We start from the raw sequence: 14872 nt of genomic DNA on the forward strand, positions 1-14872 counted from the left end.
TCTCCTCCAACGGATCATGATAGCTTAAGGTTGCGTCGGGTCGCCTGACGCCGATCTTCAGGGCTTCTTGAACGTCCAGCGGCCGGCCGGACTCTCGGGATCAAACTTGACTAGCGCCGGCGTGGTACCGCCGATGGCAACGAGGGCGCGTGCTTCGCCCGTGCCGGGCGTGGCCTTCGACATGATCCGGTAAGTGCCGTCGGTGAGCTGGTCGATCCGCCACAGCTGCTCGGGCGCGCCGGTGAAGGCCGGCACTGCTTCCACCTCACCGGTGGCCGTCGCCGCAAGCGTCCGTTGCGTGCCGGAAATGACGATCTTGTAATAAGGCGCACCCATCACGCCGCCCGCGCCCGGCACGGGGGCGACCGTCCAAAGCTGCTGGGGGCGGACCATATAGTCGCCCAGATCGACCGATACGGCCTTGTTCGGCCATCCAGGCTCCACTTGTGCGAGCGTCTGGTCGGGTACGTTGACAGGCGGTGTGCCGGGCGGGGCGAAGAAGCTGCGGCGGGCGTCGAAATCGACCCGCACGAAATCGGTGGCAAGCTGGAGGGCGTAGCCGCTGCGCTCGGCCTCGATCTCATAGGTGCCCTCGGCGATATTGTCGCCCGCGACGGGCCAGCCATCCTTCCACAGCAGGGGGCGGATGCCGAGCACGCTGCGGCCCCGGTTCATGTCGATCTCATAGTGCATCGAGAACTTCTCGACCCCTTCGCCCAGGTCGATCAGCCCGAAGTGACCGGGGCCGATGTCCCGTCCGCGCGCGTTGACGACCATCTTGCCGCCCCCCTTGAGCAGCGGAATGCCCATATGATCCACATAAGGCCCGAGCGGATCGCGCGAGCGGCCGACGCGGATGTGGTAGGTGGAATTGGGGCCGTCACAGCAGGTCCCGTGCGTGCCAAGAAGATAATACCAGCCATCGCGGTGGAGCAGGGCGGTCGCTTCCATGTCGATGGCGATATCCACCGCCTTATTGCCGGCCTTGCGCGCGCCGGTGGCGGGGTCCAGCTCGATCATCTGGATTGCGCCGAAATAGGTGCCATAGCTCAGCCACAGCCGGCCATCGACATAGAGGAAAGCGGGATCGATGGCGTCGAGATTTTCCTTGCCGTCGCTGGAGGCGACCGTGCCCACCTCATGATAGCCAAAATCGGGGGAGGCGGGATCGAGCGACTTGGTCCACATGATCTTCACGTCGCTGGCATGGCCGCCGGACATGCCGCCGCCACCGACGGCGTAGGAGACATAATAGCGATCGCCGATCTTGATGACATCGGGCGCCACGCCGCCGCCCGGCCGGTTGCCGCCGCTGCGCCACGTCCAGCCATCTTCGGACACCAGGCCGCCCTGACCGGTGCCGAAGGTGTAATATTTGCCGTCCGAATAGGTGATGGTGGACGGATCGTGGATATAGGGCTCGCCTGCAAGCTGCGCGCTGGCGGGACTCTGGAGCAGGAGGGCAAGGGTGAGGCCAGTGGCTGCGACGGTGCGGTTCATGCGATCACCTCGGTTGGGCGAAGGGGAGAGGGGAGGAGCCGGGGTGCGGCTCGTTCAAAGCGTGGTCACCGCAAGATCGGTGACGCCGCGTCCAGCTTCATCGATGAAGCGGACGCAGTAATCGCTCAGGCCCGGCCCGTTGATGACCGCGCCGCGAATGATGTTGCGGCCCTTTTTCAGGGTGATGTGGCGCGAGAGCACATCATCCATCACCATGCGGCGATCGTTGAACAGGACGGCCGTCTCCACCCCATTCACCCACCACATGGAGGCCGAGTTTGAGCCCACGGCCATGCGCACCTCCATGTCGCGCGGGCTGTCCACGACGGTCGCGACATGGAAGATCACGCCATATTTGGTCTTGCCCAGCGACTGGGCGAAATTGAACAGCTTCACGTCGAACGCGCTTGAATCGAGTGCATGCCAGGCGAGCGTTTGCCCTTCCACGGTCACAGTCTCACCTGCGCGTGGCAGGCCGCTGGTCTGGTTGGGAAAGGGATAGGCGGTCAGCGTCTTGCGCACATAGCTGCCGGTAAACACCGTGTTGGTGCGGTTGGGCTTGGCGATCGGCTCCAGGATCAGCCAGCGGCGGATGAACCCGTCCGCATCCGGTCTGGCCGAGGCGCGTCCGGCTGGCGTGAAAAAGGGCGCGAGGGTGCCTGCGTCCTCCGCCGCGCTTGCGACACCCTGCAGGGCACCCAACAGGACCAGCGGGGCGAGGCAGCAACGCACATGAGATAGGGCCTTGGACGCGATCATGGTCATTCCTTCAAGGGTGGGCTGCGGCGTGCGCAGCCCGGGAAGAGACCTGCGGGGCAGGTCAGGACGGTTTCAGCAGCCCGTGCATGTCCAGCCACGCCACAAACGCATCCAGCCAGCCGGTGCTGGTCGTGCCGTCCTTGCCGAGGCCGAAACCGTGGCCGCCGCGCTCGTAGAGGTGGAATTCAACCGGTTTGCCGGCCTCCTGCCAGGCATCGAGCAGGCCGAAGCCCTTTTTAGCGAACAGCGGATCATCCGAGGCGATGACGCCGAACAAGGGCGGCGCGTTGGCGGGGACGGTCACCCGTTCCATCGAGCCGTAGATGGGCGCGATGAACGCCAGGTCGAGATCGGGACGGGCGAGGGTCGTGACCATCGTCGTCATGGCCCCGGCGGAAAAGCCCATCATGCCGACGCGCTTAGGGTCGATTCCCCACTCGGCGGAACGGGCGCGCACCAGCGTGATTGCGGCCACGGCATCGGCGATCTGCTCCGGCAGCCCGGCCACGGCCTCGTCCGGGCTGGAGCGCGTCTCCGCCCGGCCGACATTGGCGAAGGCAGCGCGCAACTGGCGATCGAAATCGGCAAGCGCGGGCGGTGTGGGCCGCAGGCGATATTTGAGCACGAAAGCCGTGATGCCCCGGTCTGCCAGCGCGCGGGCAACCCGCCAGCCTTCATTTTCCATGGAAAGCAGCAGGAAAGCCCCGCCCGGCGCGACGATGACCGCCGTGCCATTGGCCTTGCCCGGTGCCGGCAGCACCGGTGTAAGCGTGGCGGTGGAGACATTGCGGGCCATTGGCACGCCATATTGGCGGAACCAGCTTTCGGGCGCCGTGGCGCCCTTGACCGGGCCGGTGCCGAGCGGAATGGCGCCGGGTTCTGCCGGCGCGGGAATGGCGGTAACGGTCGCATCCTGCGCGGCGGCAGGTGACAGGGCGGCAGGAAACAAGGCGGCGAGAGCCAGCGCGGACAGCACGGTGCGAACGGACGCATGACGTATCGAGATGTTCAAGACTTTCCTCCCCGGTTTAGCGGCGGTCGATAGGCCGACTGCCTGCCTCCTCCTCGATACGCCATTGCGGCGAACCTGCGAGTCCCCCGATGCGATGGCTGCAGAATAATCGTTGATCTATTCAAACGTCAACTTGTCCGACAAAAATAGCCCGCAGTTTCAATCGCTGAGCGGTGCCGCGGAGTCCGTAAGTCAGCGTTATCGCACAATTTTGTTGCAAATCCTAGAATCACGCCGCTATGTTAGCGTTAACAAAATCAGGAGGGATGGGATGCGGCGCGGGGCTTTGCTTGGATCTTTTGTCGTAGTTTTTATGGCTTCGGTGATGCCCGCTGCCCATGGCGAGGAACCGGCCCTGCGGCTTGGTGACTCCGGCTATTTTGAGGCGCCTGCCGCCAATGTGCTGGTGTTCAGCAACTGGTATGACGGGCTTTTCGCCGATTCGAAGATCAGCGGTGTGGAGATCATCCAGCAGGATCGGCGCATCGCCACCAATGGCGATGTCCGCCTCTCCGCCACACCGGGCCAGTGGGATGCCATCGGGCGGATGATCGAACGCAAGGTCGATGCGCGGACCGGCACCATCGAGGCGGTGCTGGAATATCCTGAGCATGATTTTCGCTACATCATCCGCGCCGTTCCGCGCGGCGCGGACCTTCTCCTGACGGTCGAACTGCCGCGCGCCTTGCCGGCGGCGCTGGTGGGCAAGGCGGGGCTGAATTTGGAGTTCCTGCCCTCGGCTTATTACCACAATGCCTTCATGGTGGATGGCAAGGCCGGCGCCTTCCCGCGTTATCCGGCCAGCGCGATGGCGCGGACGCCGGAGCGTAATCCCGCCAGCGGACGCAGCGATGGTCCCGGTGCCGAACCGCTCCCTCTGGCGCAAGGCAGCGACATCGTCCTTGCCCCGTCGGATGCCGCGCGCCGGGTCCGCCTGCGCTCGCAGACGCCCATCGCGCTGTATGACGGGCGCAATCAGGCGCAGAATGGCTGGTTCGTCCTGCGGTCGCTGCTGCCGGCGGGCAAGACGGGCGTGGTGGTGCAGTGGACCCTCTCTCCGACCAGCACGCCCGGCTGGCTGCGGCCGCCGTCCATCGGCCATTCGCAGCTTGGCTACACGCCGGGGCAGGCGAAGGTCGCGACGATCGAGATCGACCGCGCGGACACCCGGCGACCGCAGGTGCAGCTTCTACGCGTGGAGCCTTCGGGGCAGGAGGTGCCCGTGCTCATCGGCACGCCTGCCGAAGCGGGGGATTATCTGCGCTATCGCTATCTGCGTTTCGACTTCAGCACCGTGCGCGCGCCGGGCCTCTATCGGCTGGCCTATGGCGACAGCAAGACCGCGCCGTTCCGCATCGCGCAGGATCTGTTCGCCGATGCCTGGCATCCAACACTGGACGTCTACTTCCCGGTGGCGATGGACCATGTGACCGTCAATGAGGCCTATCGGGTCTGGCACGGCGAATCCCACAAGGACGATGCCCGGCAGGCGCCGCTCAATCATGAGCATATCGACCTCTATGCGCAGGGGCCGACCACTGATACGCGCTTCAAGCCTGGCGAGCATATTCCCGGCCTTAACATCGGCGGATGGTACGATGCCGGCGACTATGACATCCGCACGCAGACCCAATATGCCGTGATCCGCTCCATGGTGCGCAGTTGGGAGAGCTTCGGGCTGGATCGCGACACGATGAGCGTCGACGATGCCACACGGCGCGTGGAAATCCATGTGCCCGATGGTCAGCCTGACCTGCTCCAGCAGATCCGCCACGGCACGCTCCAGCTCGTCGCGCAATTCGATGCGGTGGGCCATGCGATCCACGGCATCGTGGAGCCGGATGTGGGGCAGTACACGCATCTTGGCGACGCCGTGACCAAGACCGACGGCAAGATTTATGACCCGGCGCTCAAGCCTTATGAGGTGAAGGGGGACCGCAGCGGCACGCCCGATGATCGCTGGGCTTTCACCAGTCGGTCCTCGGCGCTCAATTACGGTTCGATCGCGGCGCTGGCTGCGGCCAGTCGCGCCCTCAAGACGCTGGACCCGGCGCTCTCCGCCAAGGCATTGGCCATTGCGACGCGGGTGTGGGTCGAGGAGCAGAGCCATCCGCCTTATGTCTTCCAGCATGGCAATACGACCGGCGGGCCGCTCGAAGCCGAGCAGTTCGCGGCCGCCGTGCAATTGCTCAAGACTACGCGCGACAAGCGCTACGCGGCACAGATCGAGGCGTTGTGGCCGTCCGTCTCAAAATTCTTCGGCTTTCAGGCCGCGCTGGCGACGGAAGCCCTGCCGTTCATGCCGCCTTCCTATCGCACAGCGATGGAGCCGCTCGTGCGGCAATGGGCCGCGCAGAGCGACAAGATCGCCGCCGCCAATCCCTATGGCGTGCCGATCTCGGAAGGCGGCTGGGCGGGGAATGAAGGCGTGATCGACTATGGTCTCGCCGCTTATGCACTGCACAAGGCTTTCCCGGAGATTGTGAAGAGCGATGCGGTGTTTCGCAGCATCGACTATCTGCTCGGCAACCATCCCGGCTCGGATATTTCCTTCGTCTCGGCGGTTGGCGCGCGATCCAAGGAAGTCGCCTATGGCACCAATCGCGCGGACTTCAGCTTCATCGCCGGCGGCGTGGTGCCGGGTGCGCTGATTATCAAGCCCGATTTCCCGGAGAACCATGAGGACTGGCCGTTCTTCTGGGGGCAGAATGAATATGTGATCTCGGCCGGCGCGGGATTCATCGAACTGGCGAACGCTGCGCATGAGCTGGCGAACGCGGAGCGGTAAGCAGGGGTGAGACTAACCACCCCTCTAACCGTCACCCCGGGCTTGACCCGGGGTCACGGCGGGGGTGGGGCAGGGTTTTGCCGAACACGCCTCCACAAGCGCTCAGTGCTCAAGCGCGCGCCACGCCGCTACCATGGCATCTGCCCGCTGGCGGACCTGTGCTGCGTCCAGCCCCGGCTGATAAATCGATGATCCAATGCCGAACCCGGCAGCGCCGGCGCTGCGCCATGCGGCCATATTGTCCGGCCCGATGCCGCCCACCACCAGCACAGGAATGTCGGCGGGCAGCACCGCCTTCATCGCCTTGAGCACCGCCGGGCTGTGCATCTCGGCGGGGAAGAGTTTGAGCGCATCGGCCCCGGCATCGATGGCGGCGAAGGCCTCGCTGGGCGTGGCGATGCCGGGCACAGAAAGCAGGCCGAGCGCCTTGGTGCGGCGGATCACCTGCGGGTTCATGTTGGGCGAGACGATGACGCGCCCGCCCGCCTGCGCGACCTGATCGACCGCATCCGCGCTGAGCACGGTTCCGGCCCCGATCAGCGCACCACCGGGCAGGCGGGCGAGGGCGGCGATGCTCTCCAGCGGGCGCGGCGAATTGAGCGGCACCTCGATGCAGCGCAGGCCCGCCTCGATGAGCGCAGAGCCGACAGTGGGCGCCTCCTCGGGTGTGAGGCCGCGCAGGATCGCCACCAGCGGCATGTCGGCGATCTGATCGAACCAAGGTTTCACAGGGATGCTCGCTTTCTCATCGGCGGACATCGCCGGTTTGGCCGGGGCGGAATGCGGCGAGTTCCTCCGCGCTGATCGGGCTGAAATCGCCATGGACGAAATGATTGAGCGCACAGAGCGCCAGGCCGCGTTCGGCTGCGGTGGCGATGCCGGCATCGAGATGCGCGATCACGCCGGCGGCGAACGCATCGCCGGTGCCGATCCGGTCAACGATTCCGCCGACTTCAATCGCTTGCGTCTCGAAGCTGTCATCCGGTGTATCGAGGCGGGCGCAAAGGTGATGGAGCCCGGCATGTGTGACCACGCGATGGGTGGAGGCGATGTGGCGCAGATTGGGGAAGCGCGCGAAGGCTGCCTGGGCTGCGGCGCGGCGTCCGTCCGCGTCCTGCGCATCGAAGGACTGGCCGAGCAGCATCGCAATGTCCCGCGCGCTGCCGAAGAACAGATCGGCCATCTCGACATGGCGGGCGAGGATCGGCGCGGGATCGTCGCACCAGCGTTCCCAGAGCGTCGCGCGGAAATTCCCGTCGAAGGAGATCGGGATGCCGGCGGCTTTCGCCGCTTCCATCGCCGCGAGGGACAATTTGTGGGCCTCAGGCGCAAGGGCGGGGATGATGCCGGAAAGATGCAGCATGGCCACGCCCTCCAGCGCCGCGGCCCAGTCATAACGTTCGGCCGGGGTGATCGCGAAGCTGCTGCCGGCGCGATCATAGCTGATCGCAGGCGCGCGCAGGCCGCTGCCGGGCATGAGATAGAACAGCCCTATCCGCCCGGGCTGGCGCTGCACATGGCGCACGTCCACGCCGGGCCGGCGCAGGGCGTCCAGCGCCGCATCCCCGACCGCGCCCGGCGGGAGCGCGGTGAGCAACGCGCTCGGCACGCCCAGCCGCGTCAGCGCCACCGCGACATTGGCTTCCGCGCCGACGAATCGCGCATCCAGCCGCTCGCTCTGGAACAGGCTCTCGCCCGGTACGGCGGAGAGGCGGAGCAGCAGTTCGCCGAAACAGAGGATCGGGCCGGGTGTCATCGTCTCTCTTGTCAACGCGTTAGAGGCGCAGGAGTAGCCCCTCTTGACAAACAAGCGCAATAGCTCTTGATAGCGCTAACACACAGGGGCGCCCTCGGGGGGCGAGGGAGAGGAAGTGATACATCCAGAAGAGTCCGGCCCGATGCTGCCCGTCGATTGGGAAGAGGGTATGTTTCTGGGGCGAGCCGATTTTGGCGATGGCCCGAGCCCCGTGCTCGTCCGGCAGGGTGAACTGCTCGATATGGCGCACGTCTGGCCGACCGTCTCGGCCCTTGTGGAAAGCGGCGATTTTTCAGGCGCTGGCGGCACGTCGCTGGGCCATTTTGATCCGGCATCCACGCGCTTGCTCAGCCCCGTCGATCTACAGTGCGTCAAGGCTTGCGGCGTCACCTTCGCTCTCTCCGCCATCGAGCGGGTGATCGAGGAGCGGGCGCGGGGCGACTGGAGCCGGGCTGCCTCGATCCGCGAGCGGCTGGAGTCGCGCATTGGCGGGCAAATCCGCTCCGTCCAGCCCGGTACGGCAGAGGCCGCCTCTCTCAAGGAGGCGCTGATCGAGGATGGGCTGTGGTCGCAATATCTGGAGGTCGCCATCGGCCCGGATGCGGAGGTGTTCACCAAGTCGCCGGTGCTCTCCACCGTGGGGCCCGGCGCCGCGATCGGCATCCGTTCGGATTCTGCGTGGAACAACCCCGAGCCGGAGATCGTGCTGCTGGCGGACAGCCTCGGCGCCGTCGTCGGCGCGACGCTCGGCAATGACGTCAATCTGCGCGATTTCGAGGGCCGCTCGGCGCTGCTGCTCGGTAAGGCCAAGGACAATAACGCCTCCTGTTCCATCGGCCCGCTGGTGCGGCTGTTCGATGACAGCTTCAGCATCGATGATGTGCGCCGTGCCGAAGTGCGGCTGACCATCGCCGGAGAGGATGGGTTCGTGCTGAAGGGCGTGAGCAACATGGCGGAGATCAGCCGCGATCCGCTCGATCTGGTGCGCCAGACTCTGAGCGAGCACCAATATCCCGATGGTTTTGCGCTGTTCCTCGGCACGCTCTTCGCGCCCGTGCAGGACCGCGACGAGCCGGGACGTGGCTTCACTCACAAGGTGGGTGATGTCGTCACCATCGCATCCGACAAGCTGGGTCGTCTGGTCAACCGGGTCGTCACCTCGCGCGATGCACCGCCCTGGCAGATGGGCATCGGCGCCTTTTACGCAAATCTGCAGCGGCGCGGTCTTCTGGAATCGGCATGAACAAGTCTGAGCAAACACAATACGCCGTCTATCCCAGCCTGGCGGGCAAGAACGTGCTGGTCACCGGCGGGGCGACCGGGATCGGGGCGGCCATCGTCGCGGCCTTCGCGGGGCAGGGCGCGCACGTCGCCTTCCTCGATTTCAACGACATTGCCGGCGCCGATCTGGCGCGGGATCTCGCCGGCGCGCGCTTTCGCCATTGCGACCTGCGCAACGTCGCCGAACTGGAGCGGACCGTCCGCGCGCTGGAGAGCGAGATGGGCGGGTTCGACGTGCTGGTCAACAATGCCGCCAATGACGACCGCCACCGCTATGACGAGGTGACCGCCGATTATTGGGACGAGCGCATGGCCACCAACCTGCGCCATCAATTCTTCGCCGCGCAAGCTGTGGTTCCGGCGATGCGGGCGCGGGGCGGCGGTGCCGTCATCAATCTGGGCTCGGTGAGCTGGCATCTCGGCATGTCCGAGTTGGTGCTCTACCAGACCGCGAAGGCCGGCGTGGAGGGCATGACCCGCGCGCTGGCGCGTGATCTGGGCGGCGACAATATCCGCGTGACCGCCATCGTGCCGGGCAATGTCGATACCCCCCGCCAGAAGCAGTGGTACACGCCGGAAGGTGAGGCGGAGATCCTGCAGGCCCAGTGCCTCCCGCGCCGCATCCAGCCGCGCGATGTCGCCGCGCTGGCGCTGTTCCTCGCCTCCGATGACGGAGCGCTGTGCAGCGGGCACGAATATTTCGTCGACGCAGGCTGGCGCTGAGATGCAGCCCGAGCCGATCCTTCCCCTGGGCATGACGCTCGGCGAAGGGCCGGTCTGGTGGGACCATGCTCTGTGGTTCGTCGACATCAAGGCGCACAGGCTCTACCGCCATGTGCCGACCACCGGCGCGCTGGCGGTATGGGATGCGCCGGACCAGATCGGCTGGGCGCTGCCTACGCGCAGCGGCGACATGATGACCGGCGTGCGCACCGGCCTGCATCGGTTCGATCCGCAAAGCGGGACATTTTCGCTGTTCCACGATCCGGAGCCGCATCTGCCCGGCAATCGGCTGAACGACGCCGCCACCGATACTCAAGGGCGGCTGTGGTTCGGCAGCATGGACGACAGCGAAGCCGCCCATACCGGGCGTCTCTATTGCCTCGCCGGCGGGCAGTGCGCCGCCACGGCCGTGCCTGCTGTCGAGATCACCAATGGCCCTGCCATCAGCGCAGATGGGCGCACGCTTTATCACACCGACACGCTTGGCCGGAAAATCTGGAAAGTCCCGGTCGATGAGAACGGCACGGTCGGCGCGGGCGAGCTGTTCATCACCATCGAGGATGGCGCCGGCTGGCCGGACGGCTCCGTGCTGGATAGTGAGGGCTGCCTGTGGGTCGCTTTGTTCGGCGGCTGGGGCGTGCGGCGCTATGATCCGCAGGGCTCGCTGATGCAGACCATCTCCTTCCCCGTCGCCAATGTCACCAAGATCGCCTTTGGAGGGCCGGATCTGCGCACGGCCTATGCCACCACCGCGCACAAGGGGCTGGATGCTGCCGCGCGTGAGGCACAGCCGTTGGCCGGCCACGTCTTCGCATTCGATCCCAAGGTTGCAGGATTGCCGGTTACCCCGGCAGATATTTGACAGAAGAAACGCCGTCACGGCCTCGGCTGGAGTCGGCAGAATTTTTGAGAGAGAGGAGGGGCTCGGCATGAGCGCTGAAACGCACGCCATCGGGCGAACCAACATCGGGTTCATATTCGCCATCGTGGCCATCGCCACCATTGGTGGCTTCATGTTCGGCTATGATTCCGGCGTGATCAACGGCACCCAGAAAGGGCTGGAATCCGCGTTTGACCTGGGCGCGCTGGGCATCGGCATCAATGTCGGCGCCATTCTGGTCGGCTCCGCGCTGGGCGCGTTTCTCGCCGGGCGCATGTCCGACCTCATTGGCCGTCGCGGCGTGATGATGCTGGCCGGCCTGCTCTTCCTCATCAGCGCGCTTCTGGCCGGTGCGGCCGGGTCTTCGGCGATGTTCATCGTGGCGCGGATCATCGGCGGCCTCGGCGTCGGCGCGGCCAGCGTGATTTCGCCGGTCTATATCTCCGAGGTGACGCCAGCCTCGATCCGGGGGCGCCTCTCCAGCATTCAGCAGGTGATGATCATCACCGGCCTTACCGGAGCATTCGTCGCCAACTTCGTGCTGGCGCGCTATGCCGGCGGCTCGACGGCGACCTTGTGGTTCGATCTGCCGGCGTGGCGCTGGATGTTTCTGCTGCAGGCGATCCCGGCGGCCATCTACATCCTGGCGCTGCTGATCATTCCCGAAAGCCCACGCTATCTGGTGGTCAAGGGCAAGGAAGAGCGCGCCCATGCGGTTCTCTCGCGGCTGTTCGGCCCCGAGGAAGCGACGCGCAAGGTGAGTGAGATCCGCGACAGCCTCGCTGCCGATCACCATCGCCCGCGTCTCTCCGATCTCATCGACAAGACGACGGGGCGCATCCGGCCGATCGTGTGGACCGGCATCGGCCTTGCGATCTTCCAGCAGTTCGTCGGCATCAACGTGGTCTTCTATTATGGCGCCACCTTGTGGGAGGCTGTCGGCTTCTCGGAGGATTATGCGCTGCAGACCAACATCCTCTCGGGCGTGCTCTCCATCGCCGCCTGCATCGCCACCATGTTCCTGGTGGACAAGATCGGCCGCAAGCCGCTGCTGCTTTTCGGATCGGCGGGCATGGCCGTCACGCTGGCGATCGTGGCCTATGCCTTTTCCACGGCGGTCACGGGCGCCGATGGCGGCGTGGTGCTGCCCGGCAGCAATGGCATCATCGCGCTGATTTCGGCCAATCTCTACGTGATCTTCTTCAACCTGAGCTGGGGGCCGATCATGTGGGTGATGCTGGGCGAGATGTTCCCTAACCAGATCCGTGGCTCGGGCCTGGCGGTGGCGGGGCTGGCGCAGTGGCTGGCGAACGCCCTCGTTTCGGTGAGCTTCCCCTCGCTGGTGGTCAGCCCTGGCCTTGCGGTGGCCTATTTCGGCTATGCCTTCTTTGCCGCCGTCTCCTTCTTCTTCGTCCGCGCCATGGTGCGCGAGACCAAGGGACGGGAACTGGAGCAGATGGAAGGCTGATCGCTCACCCGACAACACGCTCGGCCCGGTCACGCTTAGGCGTTGCCGGGCCGTTCGCTTTTCAGGGCTGGGGCGGGGGTCCGTCACTCTCACGCGCGATCAGCGTGTAGGGCGTCACGACATGCGGGTGGTCCACGCCCTTCGATGAGGCGTTGCGCATGCGGATTTCCCGGGTCAGCAGCGCCACCGCCTGCTGCGCCATATCGGTGATCGGCTGGCGGATCGTGGTCAGCTCCGGCCAACTGGTGAGCGCCAGAGCGGTATCGTCGAACCCGCAGATGGTCAGCATTTGCGGCACATCGATGCCGCGCCGGTGCGCGACGGTCAGCGCAGCTGCGGCCATATCGTCGTTGGAAGCGAAGATCGCCGTCGGCGGCTCGGGCAGGTCGAGCAGGCGCGTGGCTGCCTCCAGCCCGGAGCGGAAGGTGAAGAAGCCCTGCTCGATCAGCTCGGGCCGGGGCTCGATGCCGTGCTTCTCCAGCGCGGAGCGGTAGCCCTCCAGTCGCTCGGCGCTGGCCGTCTGGTTGGGGTGGCCGGTGATGAAGCCGATGCGCTGATGCCCGAGCAGGATGAGGTGATCGGTCATGGCGTGGGCGGCCGCCTTGTCATCGATGCTCACCGAAAGCGCCCAGTCCGGCGCGCGCCCAGTGGCGACCGCGACGACCGGCACGCCGGCGCCTTCCAGCACGGCGAGCACGGAGGGGGAGTCGCTCAGCGGAGGGGGCAGGACGATCCCGTCTACACGGCCCTTGAGCAGCGCCTCGATGGCCTTGTCCTCTGCGCCTTCCTCATTGCACTCCTTGACGATCAACTGCGCGCCGGTGCGGCTGGTCTCCGCCAATATGCCCACCAGAAACTCGCTGAGATAGGCAAAGCTCGGGTTGGAGTGAAGCAGCCCGATGCGCGTGTCCTCCCCGCCGGCGAGCGTGCGAGCGGCGATGTTGGGCGCGTAGTTCAGTTCGGCAATCGCAGCCTCGACCGCCAGGCGCTTGTCCTCACGGACATTGGTGCCCTTGTTGATCACGCGGCTCACGGTCATCGGCGAAACGCCGGCCAGGCGGGCGACATCCTCGATCTTGGGACCAGAGCTCTGCCGACGGGACGAGCGGGAACTGCGGTTGGTGACCATCGCCTGACTTGTTCGCCTTCCTATCCGGAACCGGGCGAGACCTCTCCCAACATCGTGCGTTCATCGCAACAGATAAGATGAGGGGGCGATCTTGCTTTGGCTCCGCGTCGTTATCGTCTCTTGTGCCGATCTATGGGGGCACGGCAATTTCGGTTTCGTTAGCGCCTGGGCGAGAAGATAGCAAAAAAAGAGGTGGCCGCCGTAGCGACCACCTCATCAGTGACCTGACCCGGCGAAGAGGAAGCGCCCGGGTCCGGCATGGCTCAAATGAAGCGATTGACGAGATTTTCGATCCGCTCCTGCCGGCCGGAGGCAGGCTTGGGGTCGAGCGCGCGGGTTACGGCGAGGTCGGCGATCCCGGCGAGGTCGAGCGCGGCGATCTCCTTGCCCAGCGGACCATCCCAGCCCGCATAACGCTGGTTGCGCAGGGCATCGATGCGGCCATCCTCGATGATCGCGGCGGCATTCAGCAGGCCACGCGCCACCGTGTCGATGCCGCCGATATGGCCGTAGAACAGGTCCACCGGGTCCATCGACTGGCGCCGGACCTTGGAATCGAAGTTGAACCCGCCGGTGGTGAAGCCGCCGGCGCGGATCACCTCGATCATCGCGACGGTGAGTTCTTCCACGGAATTGGGAAACTGGTCGGTATCCCAGCCATTCTGATGGTCGCCGCGATTGGCGTCGATCGATCCGAAGATGCCGAGCGCCGCCGCCGTGGCCAGCTCATGCTCGAAGGTATGGCCGGCGAGCGTGGCGTGGTTCGCCTCGATGTTCACCTTCACCTCATTCTCGAGGCCATAGCGCTTGAGGAAACCGTAAACGGTGGCCGTATCGAAATCATATTGATGCTTGGTGGGCTCGTGGGGCTTGGGCTCGATGAGGATCGTGCCGGAAAAGCCGATCTCGTGCTTGTGCTCGACCACCAGCGTCAGGAAGCGCCCGAAATTATCGAGCTCGCGCTTCAAGTTGGTGTTGTGCAGCGTCTCATAGCCCTCACGGCCGCCCCACAGCACATAGTTGACGCCGCCCAGGCGATGCGTGGCCTCCAGCGCATCGCGCACCTGCATGGCGGCGAAGGCATAGACTTCCGGGTCCGGATTTGTCGCGGCGCCGGCAGCAAAGCGGGGATGGCCGAACAGATTGGCGGTGCCCCACAGCAGCTTGCGGCCGCTCGAAGCCTGCAGCTCTTCCAGATGATCGATGGCCTCGGCGAGGTAGCGGCGATGCTCGGCCACGCTTTCGGCCTGCGCCATCACGTCGACATCGTGGAAGCAGTAGAAGGGGACATCGAGTTTCTTGAAGAAATCGAAGGCGACCGCGCGCTTCTGATGGGCGGCGGCGCTGTCATTCGCGCCAGCATGCCAGGGGCGGTTGAAGGTGCCGGCGCCGAACACGTCCGAGCCCGGCCAGCAGAATGTGTGCCAGAAGCACACGGCAAAGCGCAGATGATCCTCCATCCGCTTGCCGAGCACGACGCGATCCTTGTCATACCAGCGATAGGCCAGCTCGTCGTCGGTATCCGGGCCCTTATAGGCAATGGGGGCAATGTCTGCGAAATAGTCGGTGGCCATCA

The 14872-nt window shown here is 65.4% G+C and carries 12 protein-coding genes; 5 read left to right on the top strand and 7 right to left on the bottom strand.

The annotated features are described in order from the left end of the window. Nucleotides 1-57: 57 nt before the first annotated feature. The 3 genes from M2332_RS15970 to M2332_RS15980 form a co-directional block, all read right to left on the bottom strand. Nucleotides 58-1500, bottom strand: coding sequence for a family 43 glycosylhydrolase (locus M2332_RS15970; protein WP_264574815.1), 1443 nt, complete (start codon nt 1498-1500; stop codon nt 58-60). A gap of 54 nt (nt 1501-1554) precedes the next feature. Beyond that, nucleotides 1555-2259, bottom strand: coding sequence for an acetylxylan esterase (locus M2332_RS15975; protein WP_264574816.1), 705 nt, complete (start codon nt 2257-2259; stop codon nt 1555-1557). Between the two features lie 61 nt (nt 2260-2320). Next, a complete protein-coding gene (locus M2332_RS15980) occupies nt 2321-3271 on the bottom strand; it encodes an alpha/beta hydrolase (protein WP_264574817.1) in 951 nt (316 codons plus the stop codon). A gap of 325 nt (nt 3272-3596) precedes the next feature. Here M2332_RS15980 and M2332_RS15985 point away from each other — a divergent pair, with 325 nt between their 5' ends. Further along, nucleotides 3597-6059 (top strand): glycoside hydrolase family 9 protein, encoded by a 2463-nt coding sequence (locus M2332_RS15985; protein WP_264574818.1) that lies wholly within the window; start codon nt 3597-3599, stop codon nt 6057-6059. Between the two features lie 102 nt (nt 6060-6161). Here M2332_RS15985 and M2332_RS15990 read toward each other — a convergent pair whose 3' ends face one another. Both M2332_RS15990 and M2332_RS15995 read right to left on the bottom strand, forming a co-directional pair. After that, nucleotides 6162-6758, bottom strand: coding sequence for a 2-dehydro-3-deoxy-6-phosphogalactonate aldolase (locus M2332_RS15990; RefSeq protein ID WP_264574987.1), 597 nt, complete (start codon nt 6756-6758; stop codon nt 6162-6164). A gap of 46 nt (nt 6759-6804) precedes the next feature. Beyond that, complete coding sequence (locus M2332_RS15995) at nt 6805-7815, bottom strand: sugar kinase (RefSeq protein WP_264574819.1); 1011 nt, start codon at nt 7813-7815, stop codon at nt 6805-6807. 169 nt (nt 7816-7984) lie between these two features. On the opposite strand from M2332_RS15995, the gene M2332_RS16000 reads away from it, so the two are divergent. From M2332_RS16000 to M2332_RS16015, 4 genes are all read left to right on the top strand, one after another. Then, nucleotides 7985-9058 (top strand): fumarylacetoacetate hydrolase family protein, encoded by a 1074-nt coding sequence (locus M2332_RS16000; protein ID WP_413715989.1) that lies wholly within the window; start codon nt 7985-7987, stop codon nt 9056-9058. Continuing rightward, on the top strand, nt 9055-9819 hold the full coding sequence (locus M2332_RS16005) for an SDR family NAD(P)-dependent oxidoreductase (RefSeq protein ID WP_264574820.1): 765 nt from the start codon (nt 9055-9057) through the stop codon (nt 9817-9819). Before M2332_RS16000 ends, M2332_RS16005 begins: the two co-directional genes overlap by 4 nt. Before the next feature lies 1 nt (nt 9820). Continuing rightward, nucleotides 9821-10681 (top strand): SMP-30/gluconolactonase/LRE family protein, encoded by an 861-nt coding sequence (locus M2332_RS16010; protein WP_264574821.1) that lies wholly within the window; start codon nt 9821-9823, stop codon nt 10679-10681. Nucleotides 10682-10748: 67 nt separating this feature from the next. After that, on the top strand, nt 10749-12167 hold the full coding sequence (locus tag M2332_RS16015; RefSeq protein ID WP_264574822.1) for a sugar porter family MFS transporter: 1419 nt from the start codon (nt 10749-10751) through the stop codon (nt 12165-12167). A gap of 61 nt (nt 12168-12228) precedes the next feature. Here the strand turns inward: M2332_RS16015 and M2332_RS16020 are convergent, their stop codons facing one another. Together M2332_RS16020 and xylA are read right to left on the bottom strand one after the other, a co-directional pair. Beyond that, the gene (locus M2332_RS16020; RefSeq protein WP_264574823.1) at nt 12229-13296 is read right to left on the bottom strand and encodes a LacI family DNA-binding transcriptional regulator; all 1068 of its coding nucleotides are present in this window, start codon (nt 13294-13296) and stop codon (nt 12229-12231) included. A gap of 263 nt (nt 13297-13559) precedes the next feature. Next, nucleotides 13560-14870, bottom strand: a complete 1311-nt coding sequence (xylA, locus tag M2332_RS16025; RefSeq protein WP_264574824.1) for a xylose isomerase — start codon at nt 14868-14870, stop codon at nt 13560-13562. Nucleotides 14871-14872: the final 2 nt, after the last annotated feature.

It is taken from the genome of Sphingobium sp. B11D3A, assembly GCF_025961695.1.
Classification (GTDB): domain Bacteria; phylum Pseudomonadota; class Alphaproteobacteria; order Sphingomonadales; family Sphingomonadaceae; genus Sphingobium.